Origin of the sequence: Pseudofrankia sp. EUN1h (assembly GCF_001854645.1) — a bacterium.
Taxonomy (GTDB): domain Bacteria; phylum Actinomycetota; class Actinomycetes; order Frankiales; family Frankiaceae; genus Pseudofrankia; species Pseudofrankia saprophytica.
In genome coordinates this window covers 1-24,491 of sequence record NZ_MBLN01000115.1, presented here as the reverse complement: position 1 = coordinate 24,491, position 24,491 = coordinate 1, and the positions used below count along the sequence as shown (strand labels likewise).

At 68.7% G+C, this 24,491-nt stretch carries 18 protein-coding genes, 3 pseudogenes and 1 other annotated feature; of the genes and pseudogenes, 11 read left to right on the top strand and 10 right to left on the bottom strand.

Annotation, left to right across the window (positions count from 1 at the left end):
- Window positions 1-555: IS256 family transposase (locus BCD49_RS38945; protein ID WP_198939487.1), on the top strand; the 555-nt coding region annotated here is incomplete at its 5' end.
- A 286-nt stretch (window positions 556-841) separates the two neighbouring features.
- Here the strand turns inward: BCD49_RS38945 and BCD49_RS38940 are convergent.
- Entirely contained in the window at window positions 842-1,033 is a 192-nt protein-coding gene (locus BCD49_RS38940) for a helix-turn-helix transcriptional regulator (RefSeq protein ID WP_063630227.1), read from the bottom strand.
- A gap of 192 nt (window positions 1,034-1,225) precedes the next feature.
- On the opposite strand from BCD49_RS38940, the gene BCD49_RS45700 reads away from it, so the two are divergent.
- Window positions 1,226-1,657 (top strand): tetratricopeptide repeat protein, encoded by a 432-nt coding sequence (locus BCD49_RS45700; protein WP_007507624.1) that lies wholly within the window; start codon window positions 1,226-1,228, stop codon window positions 1,655-1,657.
- A 19-nt stretch (window positions 1,658-1,676) separates the two neighbouring features.
- Here the strand turns inward: BCD49_RS45700 and BCD49_RS43880 are convergent, their stop codons facing one another.
- From BCD49_RS43880 to BCD49_RS38925, 3 genes are all read right to left on the bottom strand, one after another.
- Window positions 1,677-1,835 carry a hypothetical protein gene (locus tag BCD49_RS43880; RefSeq protein WP_157845193.1) on the bottom strand — a complete coding sequence of 53 codons (159 nt, stop codon included), beginning with the start codon at window positions 1,833-1,835 and terminating at the stop codon, window positions 1,677-1,679.
- Window positions 1,836-1,890: 55 nt separating this feature from the next.
- The gene (locus BCD49_RS38930) at window positions 1,891-2,538 is read right to left on the bottom strand and encodes a class I SAM-dependent methyltransferase (protein ID WP_007507628.1); all 648 of its coding nucleotides are present in this window, start codon (window positions 2,536-2,538) and stop codon (window positions 1,891-1,893) included.
- Window positions 2,539-2,689: 151 nt separating this feature from the next.
- Window positions 2,690-3,460, bottom strand: a complete 771-nt coding sequence (locus BCD49_RS38925; protein WP_007507630.1) for an NAD(P)-dependent oxidoreductase — start codon at window positions 3,458-3,460, stop codon at window positions 2,690-2,692.
- Window positions 3,461-4,392: 932 nt separating this feature from the next.
- On the opposite strand from BCD49_RS38925, the pseudogene BCD49_RS45695 reads away from it, so the two are divergent.
- The 5 genes and pseudogenes from BCD49_RS45695 to BCD49_RS38900 all read left to right on the top strand — a co-directional run.
- Window positions 4,393-4,730, top strand: a pseudogene (locus BCD49_RS45695) (recombinase family protein); the annotation flags it as partial.
- An 18-nt stretch (window positions 4,731-4,748) separates the two neighbouring features.
- Window positions 4,749-4,949 carry a helix-turn-helix domain-containing protein gene (locus BCD49_RS45690; RefSeq protein ID WP_232794272.1) on the top strand — a complete coding sequence of 67 codons (201 nt, stop codon included), beginning with the start codon at window positions 4,749-4,751 and terminating at the stop codon, window positions 4,947-4,949.
- A gap of 405 nt (window positions 4,950-5,354) precedes the next feature.
- Window positions 5,355-6,607: pseudogene (locus BCD49_RS38910) on the top strand (IS3 family transposase).
- Window positions 5,630-5,758, top strand: a sequence feature (AL1L pseudoknot). (Overlaps the previous pseudogene by 129 nt.)
- Before the next feature lie 91 nt (window positions 6,608-6,698).
- Window positions 6,699-6,908 (top strand): WD40 repeat domain-containing protein, encoded by a 210-nt coding sequence (locus BCD49_RS38905; RefSeq protein ID WP_007507637.1) that lies wholly within the window; start codon window positions 6,699-6,701, stop codon window positions 6,906-6,908.
- Window positions 6,909-6,919: 11 nt separating this feature from the next.
- Window positions 6,920-7,996 carry an integrase core domain-containing protein gene (locus BCD49_RS38900; RefSeq protein ID WP_083401970.1) on the top strand — a complete coding sequence of 359 codons (1,077 nt, stop codon included), beginning with the start codon at window positions 6,920-6,922 and terminating at the stop codon, window positions 7,994-7,996.
- Window positions 7,997-8,016: 20 nt separating this feature from the next.
- Here BCD49_RS38900 and BCD49_RS38895 read toward each other — a convergent pair whose 3' ends face one another.
- Window positions 8,017-8,211 carry a hypothetical protein gene (locus tag BCD49_RS38895; protein WP_007507640.1) on the bottom strand — a complete coding sequence of 65 codons (195 nt, stop codon included), beginning with the start codon at window positions 8,209-8,211 and terminating at the stop codon, window positions 8,017-8,019.
- Window positions 8,212-8,485: 274 nt separating this feature from the next.
- Here BCD49_RS38895 and BCD49_RS38890 point away from each other — a divergent pair, with 274 nt between their 5' ends.
- On the top strand, window positions 8,486-12,892 hold the full coding sequence (locus tag BCD49_RS38890) for an NB-ARC domain-containing protein (RefSeq protein WP_071042508.1): 4,407 nt from the start codon (window positions 8,486-8,488) through the stop codon (window positions 12,890-12,892).
- 192 nt (window positions 12,893-13,084) lie between these two features.
- Here BCD49_RS38890 and BCD49_RS38885 read toward each other — a convergent pair whose 3' ends face one another.
- The 3 genes from BCD49_RS38885 to BCD49_RS38875 form a co-directional block, all read right to left on the bottom strand.
- Window positions 13,085-13,624, bottom strand: a complete 540-nt coding sequence (locus BCD49_RS38885; protein WP_007507643.1) for an RICIN domain-containing protein — start codon at window positions 13,622-13,624, stop codon at window positions 13,085-13,087.
- A gap of 1,073 nt (window positions 13,625-14,697) precedes the next feature.
- The gene (locus BCD49_RS45685) at window positions 14,698-16,980 is read right to left on the bottom strand and encodes an NACHT domain-containing protein (protein WP_274535058.1); all 2,283 of its coding nucleotides are present in this window, start codon (window positions 16,978-16,980) and stop codon (window positions 14,698-14,700) included.
- Window positions 16,981-17,207: 227 nt separating this feature from the next.
- On the bottom strand, window positions 17,208-17,417 hold the full coding sequence (locus tag BCD49_RS38875; RefSeq protein WP_007507647.1) for a hypothetical protein: 210 nt from the start codon (window positions 17,415-17,417) through the stop codon (window positions 17,208-17,210).
- A 240-nt stretch (window positions 17,418-17,657) separates the two neighbouring features.
- Here BCD49_RS38875 and BCD49_RS38870 point away from each other — a divergent pair, with 240 nt between their 5' ends.
- The 3 genes from BCD49_RS38870 to BCD49_RS38860 all read left to right on the top strand — a co-directional run bounded on the left by BCD49_RS38870 (window position 17,658) and on the right by BCD49_RS38860 (window position 23,027).
- Window positions 17,658-18,293 carry an RNA polymerase sigma factor gene (locus BCD49_RS38870; RefSeq protein ID WP_007507648.1) on the top strand — a complete coding sequence of 212 codons (636 nt, stop codon included), beginning with the start codon at window positions 17,658-17,660 and terminating at the stop codon, window positions 18,291-18,293.
- On the top strand, window positions 18,290-19,348 hold the full coding sequence (locus tag BCD49_RS38865; RefSeq protein WP_083401968.1) for a helix-turn-helix domain-containing protein: 1,059 nt from the start codon (window positions 18,290-18,292) through the stop codon (window positions 19,346-19,348). Before BCD49_RS38870 ends, BCD49_RS38865 begins: the two co-directional genes overlap by 4 nt.
- A 268-nt stretch (window positions 19,349-19,616) precedes the next feature.
- The gene (locus BCD49_RS38860; protein WP_007507652.1) at window positions 19,617-23,027 is read left to right on the top strand and encodes a WD40 repeat domain-containing serine/threonine protein kinase; all 3,411 of its coding nucleotides are present in this window, start codon (window positions 19,617-19,619) and stop codon (window positions 23,025-23,027) included.
- Between the two features lie 138 nt (window positions 23,028-23,165).
- On the opposite strand, the pseudogene BCD49_RS42965 reads toward BCD49_RS38860, so the two are convergent.
- Window positions 23,166-23,299, bottom strand: a pseudogene (locus BCD49_RS42965) (DDE-type integrase/transposase/recombinase); the annotation flags it as partial.
- A gap of 51 nt (window positions 23,300-23,350) precedes the next feature.
- A complete protein-coding gene (locus BCD49_RS38855) occupies window positions 23,351-24,415 on the bottom strand; it encodes an integrase core domain-containing protein (protein WP_071042504.1) in 1,065 nt (354 codons plus the stop codon).
- Window positions 24,416-24,491: the final 76 nt, after the last annotated feature.

Genomic DNA, 24,491 nt, shown 5'->3' with positions numbered 1-24,491 from the left:
GTCGCCGACGTCCTCATCCTCGTCTGCGACGGCCTGACCGGCCTACCCGACGCCGTCGCCCAGGTTTGGCCCGACACCATCGTCCAGACCTGCATCGTGCACCTGCTCCGCAACTCGTTCAGATATGCGTCCAAGAGGGACTGGCCCGCACTCGCCCGCGACCTCAAGCCCGTCTACACCGCCCCGACCGAGGCGGCCGCGCTCGACCGGTTCGCCGACTTCTCCGCGATCTGGGAGAAGAAATACCCCGCGATCATCCGGCTCTGGGAGAACGCCTGGGCCGAGTTCGTCCCGTTCCTGCGCTTCGACGCCGAGATCCGGACCGTCATCGCCACGACCAACGCKATCGAGTCGCTGAACTCCCGGTTCCGCCGCTCCGTCAAGGCCCGCGGCCACTTCCCCAACGAACAGGCCGCACTCAAGCACCTCTACCTCACCGTGACCAGCCTCGACCCCACCGGACGCGGCCGGGCAAAGTGGATGATCCGCTGGAAGGCACCGCTGAACGCCTTCGACCTCGCGTTCGACGGGCGCCTCACCGCCGGCCGAAAGTAGCAACTCAATAACAATCCGTTACACCGTTAACTTGACAGTCCCACTCGACCGGCCCCACCGGCCATCGGGCGCGACAGGTTCGCCGCAGAACGAGTAACCATGAGCCCTGTCGTGCCGCCGGATAGAGGCCCTTCTACGGACCGTGACCGCCGATATTGCGGACGGCGTGCGGCGGCTAGAACGAGCCGCCCGGTCTGGTCGCAGCAGCTGCGGCAGATCGATCCTGGAAGCCATCACCGCGCCGCTGGGAAACCTGACGACAGTTGGCGGGGTTCTCAGCGCCGTGCTACGTCGGCGTAGCGGCTCTGGCCGGGCGGCAGGCGATGATCCACTGGTCTACCTCAGCCTTGTGCCAGACGCGGCCGCCGGTCACAGCGACCGGCGGCGGGAAGCCGGGCCTGCGGGTGAGCTGGTAGCAGCGGGTACGAGACAGGCAAAGGCGTTTCATGAGGTAGCCAATGCTCACGAGCTCGCTCATGACACAGCACGCTACCTGCCGGGTCATGCAGTGTCAACTCATACAGTGCTGGGTCAGACAGATGATGTGCGGTCGGATGAGTGGCGGGTTCATTCCGGCTGGCATGGTCGATTCGTCTGGCCGGCCTTGAGGTGGGTGCCGGACTCGGATCATGACCGTCACGCCGCCGGATTCGCTGTCGCGGCGGGGGACGTGGCCGGGGCGGCCAGCGCGTACGAGGCGCTGCTCGCCGACTGCCTGCGGGTCCTGGGCGCCGACGACCCGCGCACCCTGACCACTCGGGGCAACCTGGCCTCCTGGCGAGGACGCGCGGGGGACGTGGCCGGGGCGGTCGCTACGTTCGAGGCGCTGCTGGCTGACCGGCTGCGGGTGCTCGGCCCCGACCACCCGGACACCCTGGCCACCCGGAACAGCCTGGCCACCTGGCAAGGACGCGCGGGGGATGCGGCCAAAGGCGGCCGCGCGATTCGCGCTGGCCACCGACCCTCGGTGTGGATCACTCTACTGAGTAATGGTCTGTTATCCGGTAAGTCGCCGGACGTAAAGACAATCTGCGGTGATCCGGGCAGGCTCGTGGGAGGCGTGTCCAGGCGGTCGTCAGCCGGTCGTGTCGGTTGGCTTTGATTAAGCCAACCGACACCGCTCACCGGTTCGCGAGCCGACGCTGCAGCTCCACATGCCGGAACTGGTACGCCGCTCCGGCCTGGCGCAGCACGCCGCGGTTCTCGTGGGCGTCGGCCAGGAACGCCATCAGGTCGCGGGGAAGCCGGCCACGCGCGGCAAGCCAAGCCCGGGTCAGCACGAACATCCTCCACGGCGTTTCAAGGAGCCCGACCACGAACCCGCCTCCGAGCCCTCTAGGGCTTGCGGGCAAGGATCTGGATACCCGTCGACTCGTGCCCGTTCATGGTGGCAACCGTTATCTGGTGGGTGCGGACCGTTTCGAACCCGGCGAGCAGGGTGGAAAGCCACGCGCGGGAGTGATGGCGGCAGACCGCGCCGTCGCTCGTTTCGAACACACCGTAGCTGCCGCCATGGTGGTCGGCGTAGCGGCCATAGCGGCGGCGGTTGCGTTCGTCGTCCTGCAACAGATAGTCGCTGATGTAAAGGACTCCGCCTGTCCTGAGCAGGCGGTGCAGCTCAGTGATCAACCGGTGTTGCGCGGCGTCGCCTGGAACGCAGGTCAGCACGGCGAAGAGCAGGACCGCGTCGAAGCCGGCGTCGGGGAAAGGCGCGAGCGGTGGCGTATCCAGGACGGCAAAGCGCGTGACGGGGTGCGTGCCGCGCGCTCGTTCGATCATTTCTGGCGAGGTGTCGGCGCCGGTGAGGTTGTCGAAGCCGTGCTGTTCGAGCTCCGCCAGGACGCGGCCGTAGCCGCATCCGTAGTCGAGGATCGCGGCGTGCCTGCTGATCCCGTCGAGCCAGCGCGGATCGAGCGGGTGGGTGAACGTCTTCGTGGCCGCGGCGGCATCCCAGTAGGGAACCTGGCTGTCGAGGTCGGACATGGCGGGGCTGCTCCCTGGAGGTGTGGCCTTAGCCGATGGCGGTGAGCTCGGGTCCTGGTCTGGGTCGCATTCCTGGTGATCCGGGGTCGGGCGTTCGCGGAAGGCGATGGGTGTGTCATAGCTGGGCGGCGGGTTGGGTGGTACCGCCCGGTCAGGAGCTGGCCGGGCGGGGCCAGCGGCCGAACTGTTGGGCGGCGGCGTCGCCGAAGCCGGCTGGTTCTCCCGCCTCGGCGAACGTGCGGGCAATCTGGCGCATCTCCTCCTCCCAACGCCACCCCTTGTGGGCTGCCGCGTCGAGCGCGGCGGCGTGGCGGGTGCCGAGCTCGGGCTGGGAGCGGGCCCACTCCGCCGCTAGCGCTTCGTCGACCCCGTAGTGCTTCGCGACGCCGCGGGCGCTGATCAGGAGAGCCGTGGTGATTTTGGTCCACGCCGCGTAGGTCATCTTCAGTGCCGACGCGGCCGTGTGATCGCCGTAAAGCACAACGGCTTCGACGCGGGTGTCGCGGAAGAGCGCGGCCACCTCCTCGGCTCGGTCCCCGGACAGGAACAGGCGGGTGGTCCCGGGTCGCTCCGGTGGCGGCCCGATGATCCCGCCGTCGACGTAGGCGGCTCCGTGGGCGTGGACCACCGCGGCGACCTCGGAGGCGGTGCCCGGGCTGATCGCGTTGGCGTCCACGTACAACCCGGAGAAGCCGGCAACCGTCCGGGCGGTCTCCACCGCGGCGGCGGGCGGGCAGATGGACAGGACGACGTCGCGGTCGCGCAGGTCGACTGATGCGCGCATCCCGGCGGCGTCCGCGCGACGGCGCGTGCTCTCGCTTCGTTCGGCGCGCAGCCAGGTCACGTCGTGGCCGGAGTCGACGATCGCCCGGCCCACCGCCGCGCCCATCTGCCCCGGGTGAAGAATCGCGATGCGGCTCATCAGAGCATCATCCGTCGTCGGTCACCGCCCGTGCGCCCGCCATCAGGCTGGCACTCAGTGCGCGAGCGGTGCGGACGAGTGCGCGAAGCTCGCGCGATAGGCGCTAGGGGACACGCCGATTCGCCTGACGAAATGCTGGCGGAGTGACTCGGCCGAACCCAGGCTGGCTTCTCCAGGTTCCTCTGGCCCCACCTTCCGACGAGACGTGGCTCCACCCTCCTTGATCGGGAAGTGAGTTCCGACGAGATCTGGCCCCACCCGTGCCGTGCCAGGGCTGGGGCAGAGTTCCCCGGCCTCCTCGTAGCTGCTGATCAGGTCCTCGACGAAGGCGCAGGTCCAGGTGGAGCGCCCGCAGCGAAGCGAGGACGAACGACCTGGACCTGCGGCGAGCGAGGACCGCACTCGCCAGCGAGGAGGGCTCCGGGTGGGGCCAGATCTCGTCGGAGATCAAGGCTGGCTACGTCGGTGAGAACGAGCACCGAATGTCGATGACGCCGAGCACCAGTCGATCTTGGGTGCGCGGTCGAGATGTCGGTGGGTTCAAGCACCAGTCTCGACGAGCCGAGCCAACGTTCCGCTGGAGCTGGCTCGGCGGCGGGCGCACGGAGCGCCTCTGCTACGGGCAAAGGCGCGCCAAGGAGAGGCCCGAGCGGCTTGACGTCGTAGGCCGCGGCGGTCGTGGCGCTCGATCTCATCGACACGGCAACGCCGCCGGCATCCCGTGGTGCTCAACTTCGGCTACCGACGATGCTCGGTGCCGTCGACAGAACCACGGAGCAACCTGACCTACTGGCAGGCGGGAGCCGCAGTGTCCGGTATCGAACGTTCGTGACACACGAAGATCTGAAGCGTGTCGCCGCAGGTCGGCCGTGTAACGCGAGCCGTGTACGCGTCTATGTCACGCACACCCCCGTTCACGTTACGATCCGATCATGCGCGTCGGCTATGGACGGGTCTCCACCCGCGGCCAGCACCCCGATGCCCAACATGACGCTCTCCAGTCCGCCGGCTGCGACGAGATCTTCATCGACAAGGCCTCTGCAAGCTCGCCCGCCGTCCTGAGCTCGACAAAGCGCTGCTGAGCGCCAACCGGGCCGGCGACCAGCTCGTCGTCACCAAGCTCGACCGGCTCGGCCGCTCCCTGGAGCACCTCCTCGAACTGTCCGCCGATCTGCATGCCCGCGGCGTCCAATTGGTCGTGCTTGACCAGGGCATCGATACCTCCGCCGCGATTGGCCGGATGTTCTTCCAGATCCTCGGCGCGATCGCCCAGTTCGAGCACGCGCTGATGTCCGAGCGAACGAGGGACGGCCTCGCGGCCGCCCGCGGCCGTACCGGCGGGCAGAAGCCCAAGCTCGGCCCCCGCCAGGTGCAGCTGGCACGGGAGATGTACGACTCCGGCGACTACACCGTCCAGCAGATCGCCGACGAGTTCGGCGTCACCCGCCCCACCATCTACCGACATCTCACCGCCGCGTCGGCCACGTAGTTACTGGTGAGTCGCATTTCCTCTGGTGCGATGTCCTTAACGGCAGCCCGACGCCCCGCTCGTTTTCGATCTTCAGTCGATCGTCGTAACCGCGGTGCGCCTGATGTCCGGGAAGTGGGCCCTCCCGGACATCAGAAGCATGCTGGCCATGGGCGGCCGTGTCCTCGCGTGGYGGCCCTACGCACAGTTCCGAGACATCCGCTCGCCACGGATCTGACTTGCCATTGGAGTCGGGGTCATCGCGGCACACTTGGCCGCATGCCTGCCCGCGTCGTCCCGTCGCACCGACCACCGTTTTGGGGCCATGCCGAGATGGCCTGGGCGGTGGCGGTGACGCCGGATGGTCGGCAGATTGTCCCGCTCCGGGTTTGATGGAGGCAGTCAAACCGGGAGGAAGCGGACGACATGGCGGCGCCGAGGAAGTACCCCGACGAGCTGCGGGAGCGGGCGGTCCGGATGGTGCTGGACGCGAGGGCCAGCGGCGGTGGGACGGGCGCGTGCGCGAGGGTTGGCCAGCAGCTCGGGATCAACCGGGAGACCCTGCGTACCTGGGTGGCCCAGGCCGAGATCGATGAGGGCACCAGGGCCGGCGTGCCGACCGACGTCGCGGCGCGCCTGGCCGAGCTGGAGCGGGAGAACCGGGAGTTGCGGCGGGCGAACGAGATTTTGAAGTCGGCGTCGGCTTTCTTCGCGGCGGAGCTCGACCGCCCGCGCCGGTAGTCGTCGACTATGTCGATAGGCACAAGGAGCGGTTCGGGGTCGAGCCGATCTGTGCCGTGCTCAAGGATGCCGGTATCCAGATCGCCCCGAGCACCTACTACGCCTCGAAGAAACGGTTGCCGTCGCGACGGGCGGCTACCGATGCCGAGACCTTGAAGGAGATAGAACGGATACACGCCGATAACTACGGCGTCTACGGCGTGCGGAAAGTTTACGCGCAGCTGGCCCGTGAGGGCGGGGTCGGCGGTCGACACATCGCGCGCTGCACGGTGGCTCGTCTCATGCGCCAGACTGGCCTGCGGGGCGTGTCGCGGCTGCGGGCGCCGCGGACGACGGTGCGGGCCAAGGGGCCGGACACCCGTCCTGACCTGGTGAGACGCAAGTTCACCACGGCGGCGCCGAACAGCTTGTGGGTCGCTGACATCACCTACATCCGCACGTTCTCCGGCTGGGTGTACGCGGCGTTCGTCCTCGACGTCTTCTCCCGAAGAATCGTCGGCTGGCAGCTTTCCAGGAACCTCTACAAGGAGTTGGCGATCGACGCGCTGAACATGGCGGTCTGGACCCGCCGGCGCGTCGGCGCCGACCTGGCGAAGCTCATTCACCATTCCGACAGGGGCTCRCAGTATATCTCGATCAAGTACACCGAGACGCTCGGCGAGGTCGAGGCGGTCGCCTCGGTCGGTTCCGCCGGTGATTCCTACGACAACGCGATGGCCGAGGCGTTCAACTCGCTGTTCAAGGCCGAACTGATCCGTAACAAGGGACCGTGGACCGGCCACTCCGATCTCGAGGTCGCGGTCGCGGAGTACATCGACTGGTACAACCACCGCCGGCTACACGGCGAGATCGGCCTGGTCCCACCCACCGAGCACGAGGCCGCCTGGGCGGCCAACCAGACACACCAGTCAGACGCCCGGCAGCCCGCCGGCGCGTGACAACTCAGCCTCCACCAAACCCGGCGCTTGACAGATCATCTCCGGCGGTGGCGGTGGCGGTGGCGGTGGCGGTGGCGGTGGCGATGGCACGGTGCGGGTGTGGGACCGCGAGTCCGGCGACGCCCAGGCGGTCCTGACCGGGGACACCGAAACGGTCTTCGCGGTGGCGGTGACGCCGGATGGTCGGCAGATCATCTCCGGCGGCGACGACGGTGCGGTGCGGGTGTGGGACCGCGAGTCCGGCGACGTGTACCGTGCCAGAACTCGATGTCAGGCCGCTGACCTGCGGGTTCGCCACTAGGCGCCGCGGGCATGATCGCTGCCATGGGGCTGCGGTTGGTGTACTTGGTCATGGTGCGGGTGATCGGCTGGCTCGTGCTGCTCAGCTGCGGCGATGCGGCGCGGACAGCGGAGTTGCTGGTGTTGCGCCAAGAGGTGGCGGTGCTGCGTCGTCAGGTCGGGCGGCCCCGGTTCACCTGGCCCGATCGGGCGCTCCTGGCCGCGATGGGCCGGCTGTTACCCCGGGAGGTCCAATCACGCCGGATGGTCACCCCGGCAACGCTGCTGGCCTGGCACCGCCACCTGGTCCGCCGACGATGGACCTACCCGCGCCGGGCCGGCCGCCCACCGATCGGCGACGAGCTGCGGGAGTTGGTGATCCACCTGGCCCGCGACAACCCGGCCTGGGGCCATCGCCGCGTCCAGGGGGAGCTACTCGGCCTGGGATATCGGATCGGCGCGGGCACGGTCCGTCAAATCCTCGCCGGCGCGGGTCTCGGCCCCGCGCCCCGCCGCCAGGCCGACACCAGCTGGCGCACCTTCCTGCAGACCCAGGCCGCCGGCCTGCTAGCGACCGACTTCTTCCACCTCGACACCATCGCGCTACGCCGGCTCTACGCCCTGTTCGTCATGGAGATCCAGACCCGTCGCGTCCACATCCTCGGCGTCACCACCCACCCGACCGCGGCCTGGGTCACCCAACAAGCACGCCAGCTGGCCATGGACCTCGACGGATGCCTCGGCCGGTTCCGGTTCCTGATCCGCGACCGGGATACGAAATACCCCCAGGCTTTCGACGACGTGTTCGCCGCCGAAGGCGTCCAAGTCGTGCGCACTCCCCCGCGGACACCACAGGCGAACTGCTACGCGGAACGGTTCATCCGCTCCGTCCGCMAAGAATGCACCGACAAGATCCTMCTCTACGGCGAACGCCACACCACCGCCGTGCTTGAGGAGTACGCCCGCCACTTCAACGATCATCGACCCCACCAAGGACGCGGCCAGCGCCCACCGAACCACGACCCGGCGACCGTCACGCCCCTCGACGGCCCGATCCGCCGCCGCAAGGTCCTCACGGGCGTGATCAACGAATACCACCGCGCCGCTTGATCGACGAACGAAACCGCAGGTCACGCCCCCGAATCGAGCTCTGGCACGCTACAGGTCGAGGCCGGGGCCGGCTGCTGCCCGTCCTGGCTCAGGACGAGGGTCGCGGCGACGCTGTGTGGGGTGTCCTCGGTGGGTAGCCGGCGCAGGTCCCACCAGCCCGCCCGCACGGCGATCCGCAGCGCACTGCCCTGAAGATGATCCTGCGCCGAGGCCATTACCTACGACGCTGCGCACCGCGGCCGCCCTGGCCGTCATCGCGGCTGACATCGTCCCTGTCATCGGTCCCGCGGCGGGGATGAACGATGTTGCGCTGCTGGGCAGCGGGGATGAAGCGCGCCCGTGACCATAGCGCCAGGCTCCGTTGACGACGCTGGTACGCCAGCCCGTCAAGCAGAAATTGATCTTGAACCTGTGTTGAGGACGCGCTCCGGGTGCCTGATCGGGTGGGGATGATGTCTGTCGGGTGGTCTGGTCGGACGGGGGCAGACGGTGGGCGACGAGTTGGAGCTGTCGGATCTGGAGATCGCCGAGTTCGCGCGGGTCTACAGCCAGCGGTTGGCCGCGGAGCAGGTGTTGGAAGCGGCGGGCTTGGAGCGCGGCAGGCAGCCGGGGTGGAACGCGAGTAGCGCGGTCGAGTTCTGGTCTGCGGTGGCGCGGCTACTCGCGAACGGGGCAGCGCCCGCAGGCCTACGCCGGCTGAGGGTTTTGGCGCACGAACAGTTCCCCGGGAACGAAACGTTCGCGACTGGTGCCCGTGCGGTGGCGCGGCGGGAGCGTGTGCCGATCTCGTGGGAGACGGTCCGGGCGGCGTGGCCGCTTCCGAGCCCGCTCGTTGAGCGCCCGGCGCTCGTCGAGGCGGTTGCCGACGAGCTGACGATGACCGGGGCGGGTCCGGTTGGTCTGGTCGGGATGGGCGGAGCGGGCAAATCCACGACCGCCCGCGCGGTTCTGCACGACCCGCGGATCGGCGCCTCGTTCCCCGACGGTGCGCTGTGGGTGCAGGTGAACCCGGACGCGGATGTGGCTGCGGTCCAGACCCGGGTCGTGGCCGCGTTCGGTGACCCCCGCCCGGTTCTCGACCCCAGCGAGGGCCGCGACCGGATACGCGGGCTGCTGGCCGGAGCGATCTGCCTGATCGTGCTCGACGATGTGTGGGAACAGGCGGTGGTCGAGGCTTTCCCCCGGCTGGCTGGCGTCCGGCTGCTCGTGACATCCCGTAGCGGGCATGTGCTGCCGATGGGGGCGTCGGTCCTTCAGGTCGGTCTGGTCGACGACGCCGCGGCCCAGGCGCTGCTCGCCGCCTACGCCCGCAGACCTGTTCCGCATGGGCTTGCCGCGCGCCGGGTGCTCGACCGGTGCGGCGGACTCGCGGTCGCGCTGGCGATCTCCGGTGGTCTCGTGCGGGACCAGTGGGACTGGGACGAGATCGCGGATGCCTTCGATCAGGCCGATCTGCATGACCTGAGAGCGCGGTTCTCGGAGTATCCCTACCCGTCGCTGCTCACAGTGATCACCGCTGGTCTGCGGCTGCTCCCCGACGGCGCCGCGGCACGGCTCGCTGAACTGGCCGTGTTCAAGGGCCACGGGCCGGTTCCGGTCGCTGTCGTGCTGGACCTGTGGGCCGCTACCGGCGCCGTCGATGGTCGGGCAGGACGTGGCGTCCTACGACACCTCGACGGCGCGTCACTGCTGCGTCTCGACCTGGACACCCAGACCGTCACCGCGCACGACCTGGTCTTCGACTTCGCCCGAGGCAGYCTCTCCGCTGACCGGTTCGCCGCGCTGCACGGGCTGATCGCGCACCGGTTCCTCGACCGGTGGGGCGGCCTGGACACCGCGCTCGGGCGGCTCCCACCCGCACACCGGCGCGGCGCGGTCGACCGCTACGCGCTCACCTGGACCATTGACCACCTCCTTCGCGCCGACCAGCCCGACGCGGTCGACGCCCTGCTCACCGCTGAACGACACACCCCGGATGGTCGTGCCGAGAGTGTCTGGTACACGGCCCACGAAGACCAGGCCACCACCGCTGACTACCTCACCGCCGTGCACGCCGCCCGCGACCACACACAAGCCGCCGACTCCGCGACCGTGCTCGCCCGCCACGCCCTCTACGCCCTCCTCCTCGGATCCATCACCAGCCTCGCCGCCAACATCCCCCCGCCCCTGCTGGCCCGGCTCGTGACCACCGGACTCCTGCCGCCGGCCCGCGCCATCACCTACGCCCAGACAATCCCCATACCTACCGACCGAACCGAAGCACTCACCACCCTCGCCCCACACCTCACACCGACGCAGAGCACAGCGGTCCTACGCCAGGCGCTCGGGGGCGCGGTCGCCATCGAGGGGCCGTATGACCGGGCGGAGACGTTGACGAGGCTCGCGCCTCTTCTGCCTGCTGACCAGCGTGCGGCGGTCCTGGGCCAGGCACTGAGCGCCGCCGCCGCCGTCGACTCGCTGTCCGGCCGGGCGAAGTTGTTGATTGGGCTTGCACCTCTTCTGCCTGCTGATCAGCGGGCGGCGGTCCTGTCCCAGGCGCTTGAGGCCGCAACCACGATCAAGGAGCCGCACGACCGGGCGCCGGCATTGAGGAGGCTCGCGCCGCACCTTCCGGCCGACCTCCACAGCCGGGCGCTCAGCGCCGCCACCGCTATCGACCCCCCGTATCTCCGAGTGGTGGCGTTGATCGGGCTTGCGCCCTATCTCGCTGCCGACCAGCGGGCTGCCATGCTTGCCCAGGCCCTGGATGCCGCGGCGACCATCGAGCAGCCCTATGACCGGGTTGTGGCATTGACGTGGCTGACGGCAGGCATACCCGCGGGCCTCCTCGGTCAGGCTCTGGTTGCCGCGACCGCCATCGCAGAGCCGTTCATCCGGGTAGCGGCGTTGATCAGGTTGGCGCCAGCTCTGCCTGCCGACCTCCTTGGCCAGGCCTTTCGCGCCGTGGCGGCCATCGACAACCCGTTCGCCCGTGCGCAGGCGTTGACCAGACTCGCGCCTCTTGTCTCTGGCGAACAGCACACAGCGGTTCTCCGCCAGGCGCTGGGCGCTACGGCGGCCATCGACGAGGTGTATAGCCAGGCGGACGCGCTGACCGAGCTCGCGCCGCTCCTCCCGCCCGATCTCCTCGGCGAGGCATTGCACGTCGCGACGACGATCGACCAGCCATACTTCCGGGCGCAGGCATTGGCCGGGCTCGCGCCGCGCCTACCCCAGGACCTCCTTGGCAGGGCATTTCGCGCCGCTATCACCATCGATGAGCCGTCTACCCGCGTGGAGGTGCTGGTTGGGCTCGTACCGCATCTCCCCGGCGACCAGCGCGCGGCGGTCCTGAATCAGGCGCTCGGCGCGGTGACCTCGGTTGCCCAGCCGTTCAGCCGGATGGAGGAGTTGATCTGGCTCGTACCGCATCTCCCCGGCGACCGGCGCGCGGCGGTTCTGAATCAGGCGCTCAGCACGGCGACCTCCGTTGCCCGGCCGGACAGCCGGGTGAAGGTGCTGGCCGACCTAGCGATGCACCTTCCCGTCGAGCGGCGCGCAGCGGTTCTCAGCGAGGCACTGAGCGTCGCGACCACCATCGTCTATCCGTCCGACCGAGTGGCAGCGTTGCTCGGGCTCGCGCCGCATCTCCCCGCCGATCTCCTCGATCWGGCGCTCAGAGTCGCGACCACGATCGACGATCCGGGCAATCGGGCGGCCGCCCTGATCGGTTTCGCGCCGCGTCTCCGCGACGATCTCCTCGATCAGGCGCTCAGCCTCGTGACCGCAATCGACGATCCGGGCACCCGGGCAGCCGCGCTGACAAAGTTCGCGCCGCACCTTTCCGCCGAGCAGCGCACGGCGGTCCTGTCCCACGCGCTCGGCGCGGTGACTACGATCGACCAGCCGAACTACCGGGCGTCAGCGTTGGCCGAACTCGCGCCGCACCTCCCCGCTGACCTCCTCCACGAGGCACTGAGCGTCGCGACCGCCATCGGCCACCCGTACAACCGGGCGACGGCGTTAACCGCGCTCGCTCCCCGTCTGCCGGCCGACCTGCGTACAGCGGTCCTCAGCCAGGCGCTGAGCGCCGCGACTACGGTTGACCACCCGGCTGTTCGGGCGGAGGCGTTGAGGGGGCTCGCTCCGCATCTCACCGCAGACCTCCTGGGCCAGGCGCTCGCCACCGCGACCTCCATCGACGAGGCGGAGGCCCAGGTCGCTGCGATGACCAGCCTCGCGCCATACCTACCCACGGACCTCCTCGGCGCGGCGCTCGTCGCCGCGACCACCATCAAGGAGCCGGGATTCCGGGCGCAGGCGTTGGCTGGGCTCGCGCCACACCTCCCTCCCGACCTCCTCGGCCAGGCGCTGCGCACTGCGACCGCCCTGGCCGAGCCGGACGCCCGGGTCGTTGCGTTGACCAGGCTCGCTTCGCATCTACCAGCCGACCAGCGCACAGCGGTCGTCGGCCAGGCCTTGCAGACCGCGACCACCCTTGAGGACCCGCACATCCGGGCGCAGGCGTTGACCGAGCTCGCGCCACACCTACCCGCCCACCTCCTCGGCCAAGCGCTGAGCGTCGCGGCCACTATCGAGCAGCCAGACGCCCGAGCGTTCGCCTTGACTGAACTCGCGCCGCTCCTGTCCGTCGACCTCCCTGGCCAGGCGCTGCGCTCCCTGACCGCCATCGACCAGCCAAACGACCGGCTGAGCGCGTTGACCACGCTCGCGCCGCATCTATCCGCCAGCCAACGCACCGCAGCCTTTCGCGAGGCGTTGGCACTGGCCTCGCTCGTCGACCGCAGAGCGGTGACGCAGGTTCTGGCGGTACTGCTCTCGCTGGAGGCGGGACCTACAACGGTAAGCACCGCGATCGCATCCGCACACGCGCGTGTTCTCCGATGGTGGCCGTAGCTGCGATTCGGGCGGGTCCAGGGCTATGTGGACAAGGCGCCGGTAATGGTCCGGTTGGCACGGAGCTGGACACGTCGCGACGCAGAGCTCTGATCCCGCCACTGTGCGGCACTACCCGGGTAGGGTACCCGACGTGGTCCCTCTGTCCGTCCAGGCAAATGACAGGTCGGATGGGTCAGAGATGAATCGTCGTCAGGTCAGTGGTAGGCGGGCGATGATCCATTGCTGCCAGGGGTCCCAGTGCGTTGTCGGCCATAGGTGTGGGTCGCTGAGGTTCTCGGCGTGCTGGCCGGCGTCCAAGGCGTACCCGGAGGTGGCGTTCTGGATGGCGAAGGCTACGCCGTCGTCGGTGTTCTTGATCCTCCACTGTCTGGACCAGCCGGGCTTGACGGTGTCGTGGAGCCAGGTCTCGCCCCACTCGTGGCCTTCGGCCATCGCTGTGAGGTAGAGGCCGCTGGACTCGCTGATGATCTCGATGGTGCCGCCGCCGGTTCCGTGCAGGCGCCACTGTTGCCACGGTGCCGCGTGCGGCTGCCACAGGCAGGTATGGCCTCCTGGTTTCGCGTCGGGATGCGCGTCGAGGGCGAGCCCGGTATCACGATTGATGATCAGGCAGGGTCCTCGGTAAAGAGGGTTCCGGGTAAACCTGCCTTTCAGTGCGGACAGGTCGTCTTGTGTCAGTTCAATCTTGACGACCCCGAAATTCAGCGTGACTGTCGATTTCATGGCCATGGCCGGCCCCCTCCGTTCCCACGGCCTCGACAGTAGCGGGCACGACGTCGCCGGCGTCATCGGCTCCATGTGATCGTCAACGGTGGTCGTGAGCTGCGGCGATGTCCCCGGTGATGTCCGGCTGGACGCGCTTCTGGCCGGGCCGTGGGTCGCGATGTGGTTCGGGATGGCTGTGGCGGTGGTGGTGGTTCGGACCGTGCGGTGGCATGACGTATTCGTGTGGGCCGGTGGACCGGCCGGTGTTTGTTCCGCGGTCGGTGGTGCTGCGGCGGTGGCAGGCCGAATGAGATCGGTGGTCGGCCAGCGGTGAAGCCGCCGCGGGTCCGGCTCGCTGGTCGTGTGACCCGCTGCTCGCGCCGCATACCCGGTCGACTGTCGCGTTGTTGGATGCCTGCGGCCGGGATCTTGCGGTGCCGGTGGCGGACGCGGACGCGGTCCTGGTCGCGGCCCACACTGCACGACCTGCAGCTACTGGTGCGCCCCGAAACCGTCCTGCGCTGGCACCGCGACTGATCGCCCGCCGTCACGCCGCCGCATCCCGTCGCAAGCAGCGCGGCCGGCCCCCGCACCGTGGCCTCGATCCGCGACTCCCTACCCGACACGTCGCCCACTTCCCGAGGTCATCGGTTATAGGGCGTCGCCTCCTCCGACAGACATTTCGCGGTGCTGCCGGGCCAGGCAGGGTCTCTCCAGTTCCCGCCGTCACTCTCTGAACGTTCCGCGCCCCATACCCCGAGGAGTCCCTCACGGCTGTAATCCAGGATCTACACCGCTTCCATGGCCTTCGCCGTGATTTCCGCGGCTCGGCACTCCCTCTTCCCGCCAAAGCGGGCCCATAACGAGGCGGCAGGCTTCGCTTCATGCTACGGACCGTCCAGTCGCTCCCCCTATTGGGCTTTTGACACTGGGCTTCGACCCGGCCAGTTACCCGACCAAGCCGCCAGTCTGCTACCGGGCCTCCTAGCAGCTACCCGGACCGGACTCACACCGGCAAGCGACGACGAGCTTACGACTAGCGGATCAGCCGCTACACGGCGTCACCTCCGGTCTGCTGGACACACGAAAGTGCTGGGCTAGCGTTCGGCGAGGCGACGTTGTAGGTCGAGGTGACGGAACTGGTAGACCGCGCCGACCTGGCGGAGCACTCCGCGGTTCTGGTGGGCGTCGGCGAGGAAGGCCATCAGGTTGGGTGGTAGCTGGCGGTGCRCAAGCATGTAGGCACGCGCGACGGTGAACCGCCCCCAGGCGGTCTTCAGGATCCCGCCGACGGTTCCTCCGACGATGCCAATCGTGATGCCTGTTGCCAGACCTGGTCCGGGTCCGAATGCCAGCCGGAGGGCGATGCCGACGGCCAGGCCGCCGATAGTCGCGTACGTCAGTGCGAACGAGAGGAACGCTGTGCGGTCCCCGGCGATGGTCGGCCCTGGGCCGGGGGCGGTCTCAAGTTCCACCGGTTTCGGCTGGAAGCCGAGCATGAGCGCGATGATCAGACCTACGGCGGCCCCGAAGGCGATCGTGGCTGCAGGGTCGAGTGGTGTGTCAGTGCAGATGTCGAGTAGCAGCAGGATGCCAGCGCCGGGTAGAAACCCGCCCGCGAGGCCACCTACGAACCGAGCTGGGCGTAGGCGAGTCTGGGTGGGCCGGTCGATGGGGCGTCGACGCACGGTCTCGGCCATCCGCGCTCCGCTGGGCGCGGCCACCAGAAACCCGATGACGCCGTGAATGATGCCTTCCGCAATTCCGATCGTGAGTCCGGCAATGAGGCCGACGAAGGTCGCGATCCCGAGGGTGAACGCGCGTCGGGGGACCGCGTCGGGTAGGCGCCACCAGGCGAGGTCGGGCTGGCCGTCGAGATCCCGCTGGAGGTGGCGGGCGAGAAAGGTCAGCCAGCGTTCTGCATCGGCTGCGTTCCAGTGGGGCTGGCGCTCGGGGTCGGGATGATCGCGGTAGGCGGCGGTGATGAACGCGTCGAACAAGTGGTGCTCGATGGATGTCACTGTGGGGAACAGACTGGAATCGAGTAGTTCGCTGGGGGAGCGACCGGCCGCGATGTCCGGCTCGCCTGGGCTAGGGTTGTAGACGGCCCGGGCCAGCCCGGCCATCAGCGGAGTTGCCAGAGCCCGGCCCACCGGTGACGCGGGCTTAGCGGTGAGGGCGGCCACTATCGGTGCCCAGTTTTTTTCAGCGGAAGGCCCGCTGGCGGCGTCGCGCAGATAGGTCGCTACGTCTTCGGGGGCGAGAGGGCACAGCTGAATACCGGCGGCGCCGATCAGTCGCACTTCGGCGCCCCGCGTGGGGTGTGAGGCTCGCCGGTATGCCCTGGTCCGGCACGTCAGGACAAGTTGCTGTCCCGCCTGCAGGGCGCTGTTGATCTTACTGATCGCCTGCCCGCGGACCGCGTCGGGGATCTCGTCGAGCCCGTCGAGGAGGAGCACAAGCATGCCGGTGTCGAGGAGCATCTGCGCGCGCGTGCGTTTTCTGGCGTCATCGTCGGCACGCTCTGCGAGAGCCGGATAGTCGGTAGCGAGTCGGTTTGCCAGCCAGATGTCGAGGCGTTGCCGGGTCGGGTTCCAGGAAGCCAGGGGAAGCAGCACCGGAACCGGTCCGCCCGCCGGGCGGCGGGCGAGCAGGTCCAGGAGTAGCCGGACCAACAGCATCGTCTTGCCAGATCCCGGCTCGCCAAGCACCACCAGTCGGTGCGTTGGTACACGGGTCAGGATGTTGGCCAGACCGCCGTCGCTGCCCGCCAGCTCCTTCGGCCCGGTCGCCCAGCCTCGCGTGGCTGGGCGACCCGGAACGGAAGGCCACCCAGCCCCGGCGGTCGCCAGCCGAACCAATGACCGCCAAGGCTGCATCAGCGAAGGGTTTACCGGTTCCCAGGACACCGATAGCGGGGCCGGATCGTTGAGCCGCCGGAACCGGGCCTCCGCGGCCCATTGAGTTCCGACCGCGACCGCGAGCCCGTCTGCGACCCGCTCGGCAGGCGCACGGTCTGCCTCGGAAGCTGCCTGCTCCCAACCGGAGGTGCGAACTCGACGCCGAGGCGGCGTCCACGCGGCCGGTCTCGTCGCTGTCGCGTCGGCGGTCAGGACGGTGGCCGACACGTCGCCGCCGAACGCCGGGTTGTATGGGTACAACTCGCGAGCGGCAGCCAATAGCTGTTCCCGTCCGTCGTCCTGTACTCCGGAGCGCAGTTCCTGGGAGACAGAAGCCCAGAACAGCAACGGCGTCGACGCGTCGAATGGGACATGGCTAGCCGGGAACCCGGCTCGGTCCAACACGAGATGCGCAGAGTCTCGGTCTCGGAAGATGGCCGCGAACGCGCCCACCTCCGCGACCGTCAGGCCGTCATCCACCCGGCACCCCCGCGCCCGAGTCCACCTGCTGCACGGCGTGCCCGTGACCAGTGGACAGATCCTCCCACCCTTCCCCGCTGTTGGCCTGGCCGGCTCGCCTGTGTACGGCCAGAGAGGGTTGGTGGTCCTGTTGCTGGCGGGCTGGGCGCCAGCTGTCGCAACGGGCGCAGAGAGATTCGGTCCTCGCTGCCCGGCGCTGCCGCCGGGCAGCTCCCGGTTTCGGCTTGTCAGACTCCGCGCCCGGGGTCTGGTTCGTCGGGTTTAGACGGATGAGCGGTGACGGCGCGGGCGAGCGCGTCGAGGAGCGCGAGGGCGGCGCCACCCCACGCGGTGGTGAACAGGTCCGTGGCGCTGACGAGGCCGATTTCGACGGAAGCGGCGCCAGCGCCGGCGATCCCGGCGAGCGCGGCGGCCAGCTGGTGGGGGGTGGCAGTCATGCGTTGCGTCCCTTCTGCAGGTGTCTGTCGGCCTCTCATAGGGGCGATGGCAGGCTGTCCTCACGCTGGCGGTGTGTCGGCCATTTCTGCGGTGCTCTGTGTGAGATCGGGTGTCGCGGCGGCCTRCAACCTCGCGTCGGAACCATCACGAGGGACGAGGCTTATGGATGCGTGGCGGAGCGGCCCGGCTCGCGGCGGGCGGCTGTGACGCGCCCCCCAGAATCGACCGTGGGGGACGCTGTGCTGTACGCGCGGCTGGTTGAGGTCGGGTTCGCCGGACCGGACTTTGACGTCGTGGCTGACGCCCTGGTCCGCTACGCCTATCCGGTGCTCTGTTCCTGGCTGGCCAGCGGCCACATTGTGGAGCAGTGTGCGCGGAGGGGCGTTCGCGGTCTGAGCCGGCTCGGCTCCGGGACGATGGTTCTGACTCGCCACGATGTCGAGGACCTGGTTCAGGAAACGTTACGGCGGGCCTTGGAACGCTTCGTCGTCGACGGACGCACCGGCCGGGGCTGGTCGCCCGATGGTGGYGCGGTGCTGACCAGCTACTTCGTCGGGAGCTGCATCCTGCGTTTCGGCGGTGTGTATAAGGCGTGGGAACGCGACCAGCGGCAGGTCCGGCCATTCCCGGACTCCCACCTGCTGGACCGAGGGTCGACCGTCCTTGACGACCCGGCAGATCTCGTGATCCTGCGGGAGAAGATCGCCGAGAAGTTGCCGCCAGACCGACGACGACGCACCGAGATTCTTCTCCATCACGCGGGCTACAGCGACGGCGAGATCGCGCGGATTCTGGGAGATGGCACCACTGCTGGCGCGGTCGCGAACCGCCGATACCGCTACCGTAAAAGCCTGGGAGGAGGACAGCAGCCGTGACCGATCCCGACGACACCGCCATCCACCAGCTGCTTGCCGGCTCCTCGCTCGGCGATGACATCAGCCGCCGTCTGCGGGATCGCTCCCCGGACACTCTCCTGAAGACCCTCCGCGCAGACAGCCGCTCACCCAAGGACGCGAACGCGCCGGACGTGACACCAAGGTCGACGGGCAACATGGTGACGGCCCGTACACCAAGGTCGACGGGCAACATCGTGACGGTCCGTCGCATGCTGCTGGGCGCTCAACTGCGCAGGCTCCGCGAGGCGGCCGGCGCCACCCGCGGGGCGGCAGCCCATCACCTCCGAAGCTCGGAGGCGAAGATCAGCCGTCTTGAGCAGGGGCGTGTCCCGCTCAGGCAGCGTGACGTTGAAGCTCTGTTGAACTTTTATGGTGTGACCGGGGATGCCGAACAGGCATCCTTCCTGTCGATGGTCCACGACGCCGACCAGCAGGGCTGGTGGCAGAGCAACTCCGACTATCTGCCCGACTGGTTCCAGCCGTACCCCGGGCTGGAAGAGTCCGCGTCCTTGATCCGGTCGTACGAGGTCCATTACATTCCAACATTCCTCCAGACGGAGGACTACGCCCGGGCGCAAATCACCCAAAACGGCCGAGGTAAGTCACGCGGGGTGATCGAGGACCGGGTCGCCATGCGCATGAATCGACAGCGGGTCCTCGCGAGACCAGACGGACCCCGGCTGTGGGTAGTCCTTGACGAGATTGCGCTACGCCGCCCGGTCGGCAGCGCTAAGATCATGAGGAGTCAAATCAGATATCTCATCGATCTGATGAATACCCCGACGCTGACCCTCCAGATCATGCCCTATGACYTCGGTGGCCACGCGGCTGAAGGCGGACAGTTCAGTATTCTGCGGTTCCCTGAGGCGGTCCTACCCGATGTGGTCTACCTGGAGTTCTTCGGTGGCGGCACCTACCTGGACCAGCGCGGCGACGTCGACCACTACATGCAAGCCTGGGACCGGCTGTGCATCGACAGCACAGCCCCATCCCACGCGGTCGACGTACTGACAAAGATCATGACCTTGTTCTGACACGCCCATGGGCGGCGCGCTCACCGGGCAGCGCCCGGCGGACTCCGGCGAGGTCCGCTACGCCGGCCGCGACCGCCGAAGCGCAGGGCCATCTCGCCGCGCCTCCAGCGATGCTGAAGAGGTAGCCGAGCGTCGCCGACAACGTCGCCACCTCGGCTTCGCGTCGCGAACACCTGGGGCGATAGCTGAGTCCTTCCGCGCACGTGAGCGTGCCGATCGCGGCGTTAAGCTGTTCGCAGTTCTCGGGGGGAGAAGGTGTCGTGACGACGTGCGGCACGACGTGAGTTCGATGTGGCGGCCGCTGGATGAGCGGGATCCGGAGCAGGTCGGTCCCTATCGGCTGCTCGGGCGGGCTGGCGTGGGCGGGATGGGTGTCGTCTACGTCGCGGAGACCGCGGAGGGCCGTCGGGTCGCCGTCAAGGTGATCAGGGACGAATGGGCGCGCGACCAGGAGTTCCGCGCTCGTTTCCGCCGCGAGATCGCTGTTGTCCGCAGGGTGGACGGCTTCTGCACGGCGCCGGTGATCGATGCGGATGCTGACTCTCCCAGGCCCTATCTGGTCACAGAGTTCGTGCGCGGGCCGAGCCTGTCCCAGATGATCAAAGAGGACGGTCCGCTGGCTCCGGCCGCGCTCAAGCAGGTGGCGGTCGCGGTGGCGACGGCGTTGGTTGCCATTCACCGGGTCGGGGTCGTGCACCGCGATCTGAAACCGTCCAACGTGCTGATGTCGCCGGTCGGCCCAAAGGTGATTGATTTTGGGATCGCCCGGGCATTGGATGCGGTGACGGGTGCGACCAGCCAGTTCATCGGCCAGCTTGGCACCCCGGGATTCATGGCACCGGAGCAGGCGTCCCTGGACGAGGTCACCGCCGCGGCCGACGTGTTCGCCTGGGGCGCGATGGTCGTCTTCGCCGGGACCGGTCGGCAGCCTTTCGGTGCGGGGCCGGTCCATGTCCTTACCCATCGGGTCGTRCACGAGCCACCCCGACTGGACGGCCTCGACCCGAGCCTCCTTCCCCTGGTTCAGGCCGCGATGGCGAAGGACCCGGCGCTGCGGCCCTCAGCCCAGGATCTCCTGGCGCGTCTCCTCGCGGCGGAGCCGGCGGAGGTCAATAAGGAATCCGGCGCGTTCGGCCAACTCACCGCCGCAGGCATGAACGGCACGCACGCACCCGCCTCCGCGCCAGCCGTTGAAGCGAAACCCACGAGCCACCCGTCCGTGTCCGCGTCGGCCGCCACGGTCGACTCCACCCCCACGGCGGACGGTGCCATGGATGAGGCGGCTAGGGCGACGCTCACCGGACGGACGGTCCTTGCAGGCCCGGCGTTCATCGCTCTCGAGGCCGTCCCAGACGGCGAACGGTCAGGCCCCCCGCGCCGTGGGGCCATGCGCTGGGCGCGGTCTCGGACGCGTCTGCTGGTGGTGACTGTGGTGGCGACAGCAGCCATCACCCTCGCCGTCGTGCTCGCCGTCGCCCCATGGTCCCGCGGGACAGGCCAGGCAGCCGGATCGACGGCGCAGCAGCAGCTCGCCGCCTCGTCACGCCGGTTGGCCGACCTGGCGCTGACGACGTTCGAGACCGATCGCGGGCTCGGCAGGCGGCTCGCGGCGGCGGCCTACCGCATCGCCCCCACGCCCGAGGCGCGTACCGCCCTGACCATGACCGTCTACGATTCCGCGAACACCCAGATCTTCGAGACGATGCCAGACAGCAACGTCACCTTTTCCGCGGACGGTGCGCTGGCCGCGACGTCGAGCTGGAGAACCCGCGAGGTGAAGGTCTGGACCGTGTCCGCGGACGGCGTGCGGGAGATCGCGACGCTGCCCAGTCTGGACACGGTGGACGACGTCGCGTTCTCACCGGACCGGAGAATGCTGGCGGTCGCGAACCAATACTCGGCGATCCAGGTCTGGGATATCTCGTCTGTCAGCAGCCCCACGCTCACAACAACGATTCCCCAGCTCGGTACCCTCTTCGGCGTCACCTTCACCCACGACAGCGCATTCGTGGCGACGATCGGATACAGCGACGGCACGATCGCCGCGCTCTGGGACGCGCATACCGGACGGCGGGTGAGCACGTTCACCATCCGCGGGGCGGATCCGGACAGGAACTACTGGTCGTCGGCTCTTGTCCTCTCGCGCCATGGCGCCATGGCCGCGGTCCAGCCGGCAGACGGCGGCCTCGAGCTCTGGACCATCCCGGGCGACGCGCCCGCGACGCGACGCGCCGTCTTGCCGGAGGCGCTGGGTTTTCTCGGTGCACCCGACGGCGTGGACTTCTCTCCTGACGAGCGGGTTCTGGCCACGGCGAGTGGACGGCGCGACGTCCGGCTATGGGATATTGGTCGGCCCGATAGTCCCACTCCGCTCGGAGCTCTTACCGGCCACACCGACTCCGTTGTCGCCGTCAAGTTCTCGCCCGACGGCAGAACACTCGCGACCAGCGCCCGTGACCGCACGGTGCGCATCTGGGACGTTGCCGACCCCCGGGCGCCCCGGCTCCTGTCGGTACTGACCGGGAACACCGACGTAGTTTTCGACCTGGCGTTCTCCGACGACGGTCGGACTCTCACCACCGCGACCAGCTTCACCGGCGTGATCAGGCGGTGGGATCTCACCGCGCCACGCAGCCCCGTGCAGGTGTCCACCCTCGCAGGTCACCAGAGCTGGGTCAGGTCCGCGACGTTCTCACCGCACAGCGGGCTGCTGGCCAGCGCCAGCAACGACGGGACCGTCCGTCTCTGGGATGCCGCCCACCCGGGCCAGCCCGGACGGACCTTGAGAATCGCGGCCTCCGGCGTCGGGGCACTGGACGCCGCGTTCTCGCCGGACGGCGCGTTACTCGCCACGGCGGCCGGCGACGGCACCGCACGACTGTGGGAACTCGCCCCTGCCGGCACCGGGAGCGGCGGTACCCCACGCGCGCGTGGGGCACTCGACGGCCACACCAAGCGCATCTGGGCTGTGGCATTCTCCCCAGACGGCCGCACGGTGGCCACAGCCAGCGATGACGACACGGCCCGGCTCTGGGATGTCTCCAACCCGGACCGCCCTCGGCCGATCGCTGTGCTCACTGGGCACACCCAAGGCGTCCGCGACGTGGAGTTCTCACCGGACGGCCGCACGCTCGCCACGGTCAGCGACGACCACACCGCTCGGCTCTGGGACGTCGCGAACGTCGCCCATCCCACCATGCGCGCAACCCTGACCGGTCACACCAGCCATGTCCTCGGTGTCGCCTTCTCCCCGGACGGCCGCACATTGGCGACTACCAGCGAGGACACAACCGTCCGGCTCTGGAACATCGGCACGTCCGCACCGACTCTGACCAGGATCCTCACAGGCCACGTCGGCCGCGTGTGGGGCGTTATGTTCTCGCCGGATGGGCAGGCCCTGGCCACGGCGAGCGGTGATGACACAGTCCGCTTCTGGGACCTGCGGCATCCGGGCAGGTCGGCCATTCTCGTAGGCCACACCAAGGGTGTGCTGGGCGCCGCCTTCTCACCCGACGGCAACTATCTGGCGACGACCAGCGACGACTACGCCGTCCGACTGTGGGACCTGAACCCGGCAGACGCCTTACGGCGCCTCTGCACACAGCCGGGCAGCGGCCTGTCCCCACAGGAGTGGCAACGCTTCGTCCCGGACCTCGAATACCATCCCCTCTGCCCGTGAGGCACATTCCACCTCTACCTACCCGGACGGCCCCGGACCTGACCTCGACATCTGTCAGCCCGCGGGAGTCGCGGAGGCGCCTGTTTCGTTCGGAGGGTCGGGGCGTGCGGTGGGCCGGGCGGGCTTGAGGGTCAGACCGCCGCGGCGAATGTTCTGGACGAGCGCGTGTCCACTGCTGATCGTCTGGGCGGAGCGCGGCCGTTTCAGCCCCGCATGGGCCGGAGCCTGGCCTTGGGTCTGCTGTGGTCGGACTCGATCCGGTTGTTGTCCTGTAGCGTGCCAGAACTCGATCCGGGGGCGTGGCCTGCGGTTTTGCAGCTCCGTCAGGCGGCACGGTGGTACTCGCTGATCACGCCTCCGAGGACCTTGCGGCGGTGGATCGGGCCGTTGAATGGGGTGACGGTGGCTGGGTCGTGGTTCGGTGGTCGCTGGTCTCGCCCTTGATGAGGGCGATGATCGTTGTAATGGCGGGTGTACTCGTCGAGCACCGTGGTCGCGTGGCGCTCGCCGTAGAGGAGGATCTTGTCGGTGCATTCCTGGCGGACGGTGCGGATGAACCGTTCGGCGTGGCAGTTCGCCCGGGGTGTCCGCGGTGGGGTCCGCATGATCTGGATGCCTTCGGCGGCGAACACGTCATCGAACGCCTGGGTGTATTTCGTGTCTCGGTCGCGGATCAGGAAACGGAATGCGTCGAGTCGTCCGTCGAGGTCCATGGTCAGGTGGCGTGCCTGCTGGGTGACCCAGGCTGCGGTCGGGTGGGCGGTCACGCCGAGGATGTGGACACGCCGGGTCTGGATCTCGATGACGAACAGGACGTAGAGCCGGCGCAGGGCGATCGTGTCCAGGTGGAAGAAGTCGGTGGCGAGCAGGCCGGTGGCCTGGGCGTGGAGGAAGGTGCGCCAGGTGCTGTCGGCGTGGCGGCGCGGCGCTGGGCCGAGACCTGCACTGGCGAGGATGYGACGAATCGTGCCCGCGCCGATCTGATGGCCCAGGCCGAGTAGTTCTCCTTGGATGCGGCGATGGCCCCAGGTGGGATTGTCGCGGGCCAGTCGGATCGCCAGCGTCCGGAGCTTTTCATCCACCGACGGGCGGCCCACCTGGTGGGGGTAGGTCCAGTGTCGGCGGACCAGGCGGCGATGCCAGGCCAGCAGCGTTGCAGGGGTGACCAGCCGGCACGACCGGACCTCGCGGGGTAGGAGCCGGGCCAGCGCGGCCAGGATCGCGCGGTCTGGCCAGGTGAACCGGGGACGTCCCACCTGACGACGCAACACCGCGACCTCGTGGCGCAGGACCAACAGCTCCGTCGTCCTCGCCGCGTCACTGCGCGTCAGCAGGACCAGCCAGTCGAACACCCGCACCATGATCAGATACGCCAGTCGGACCACCATGAGCCAATCGTGCACCACGGCACCCGGCGATGAAGTCGCAGGTCAGCGGTCCGAAATCGAGTTCTGGCACGCTACA

What these genes read in the sequence shown, in the direction of transcription:
- BCD49_RS38940 (WP_063630227.1), bottom strand. Translation starts at nt 1,033, where the DNA reads ATGAGCGAGCTCGTGAGCATTGGCTACCTCATGAAACGCCTTTGCCTG.
- BCD49_RS38930 (WP_007507628.1), bottom strand. Translation starts at nt 2,538, where the DNA reads ATGTCCGACCTCGACAGCCAGGTTCCCTACTGGGATGCCGCCGCGGCC.
- BCD49_RS38925 (WP_007507630.1), bottom strand. Translation starts at nt 3,460, where the DNA reads ATGAGCCGCATCGCGATTCTTCACCCGGGGCAGATGGGCGCGGCGGTG.
- BCD49_RS45690 (WP_232794272.1), top strand. Translation starts at nt 4,749, where the DNA reads ATGTCCGAGCGAACGAGGGACGGCCTCGCGGCCGCCCGCGGCCGTACC.
- BCD49_RS38895 (WP_007507640.1), bottom strand. Translation starts at nt 8,211, where the DNA reads ATGGCCTCGGCGCAGGATCATCTTCAGGGCAGTGCGCTGCGGATCGCC.
- BCD49_RS38885 (WP_007507643.1), bottom strand. Translation starts at nt 13,624, where the DNA reads ATGGCCATGAAATCGACAGTCACGCTGAATTTCGGGGTCGTCAAGATT.
- BCD49_RS38875 (WP_007507647.1), bottom strand. Translation starts at nt 17,417, where the DNA reads ATGACTGCCACCCCCCACCAGCTGGCCGCCGCGCTCGCCGGGATCGCC.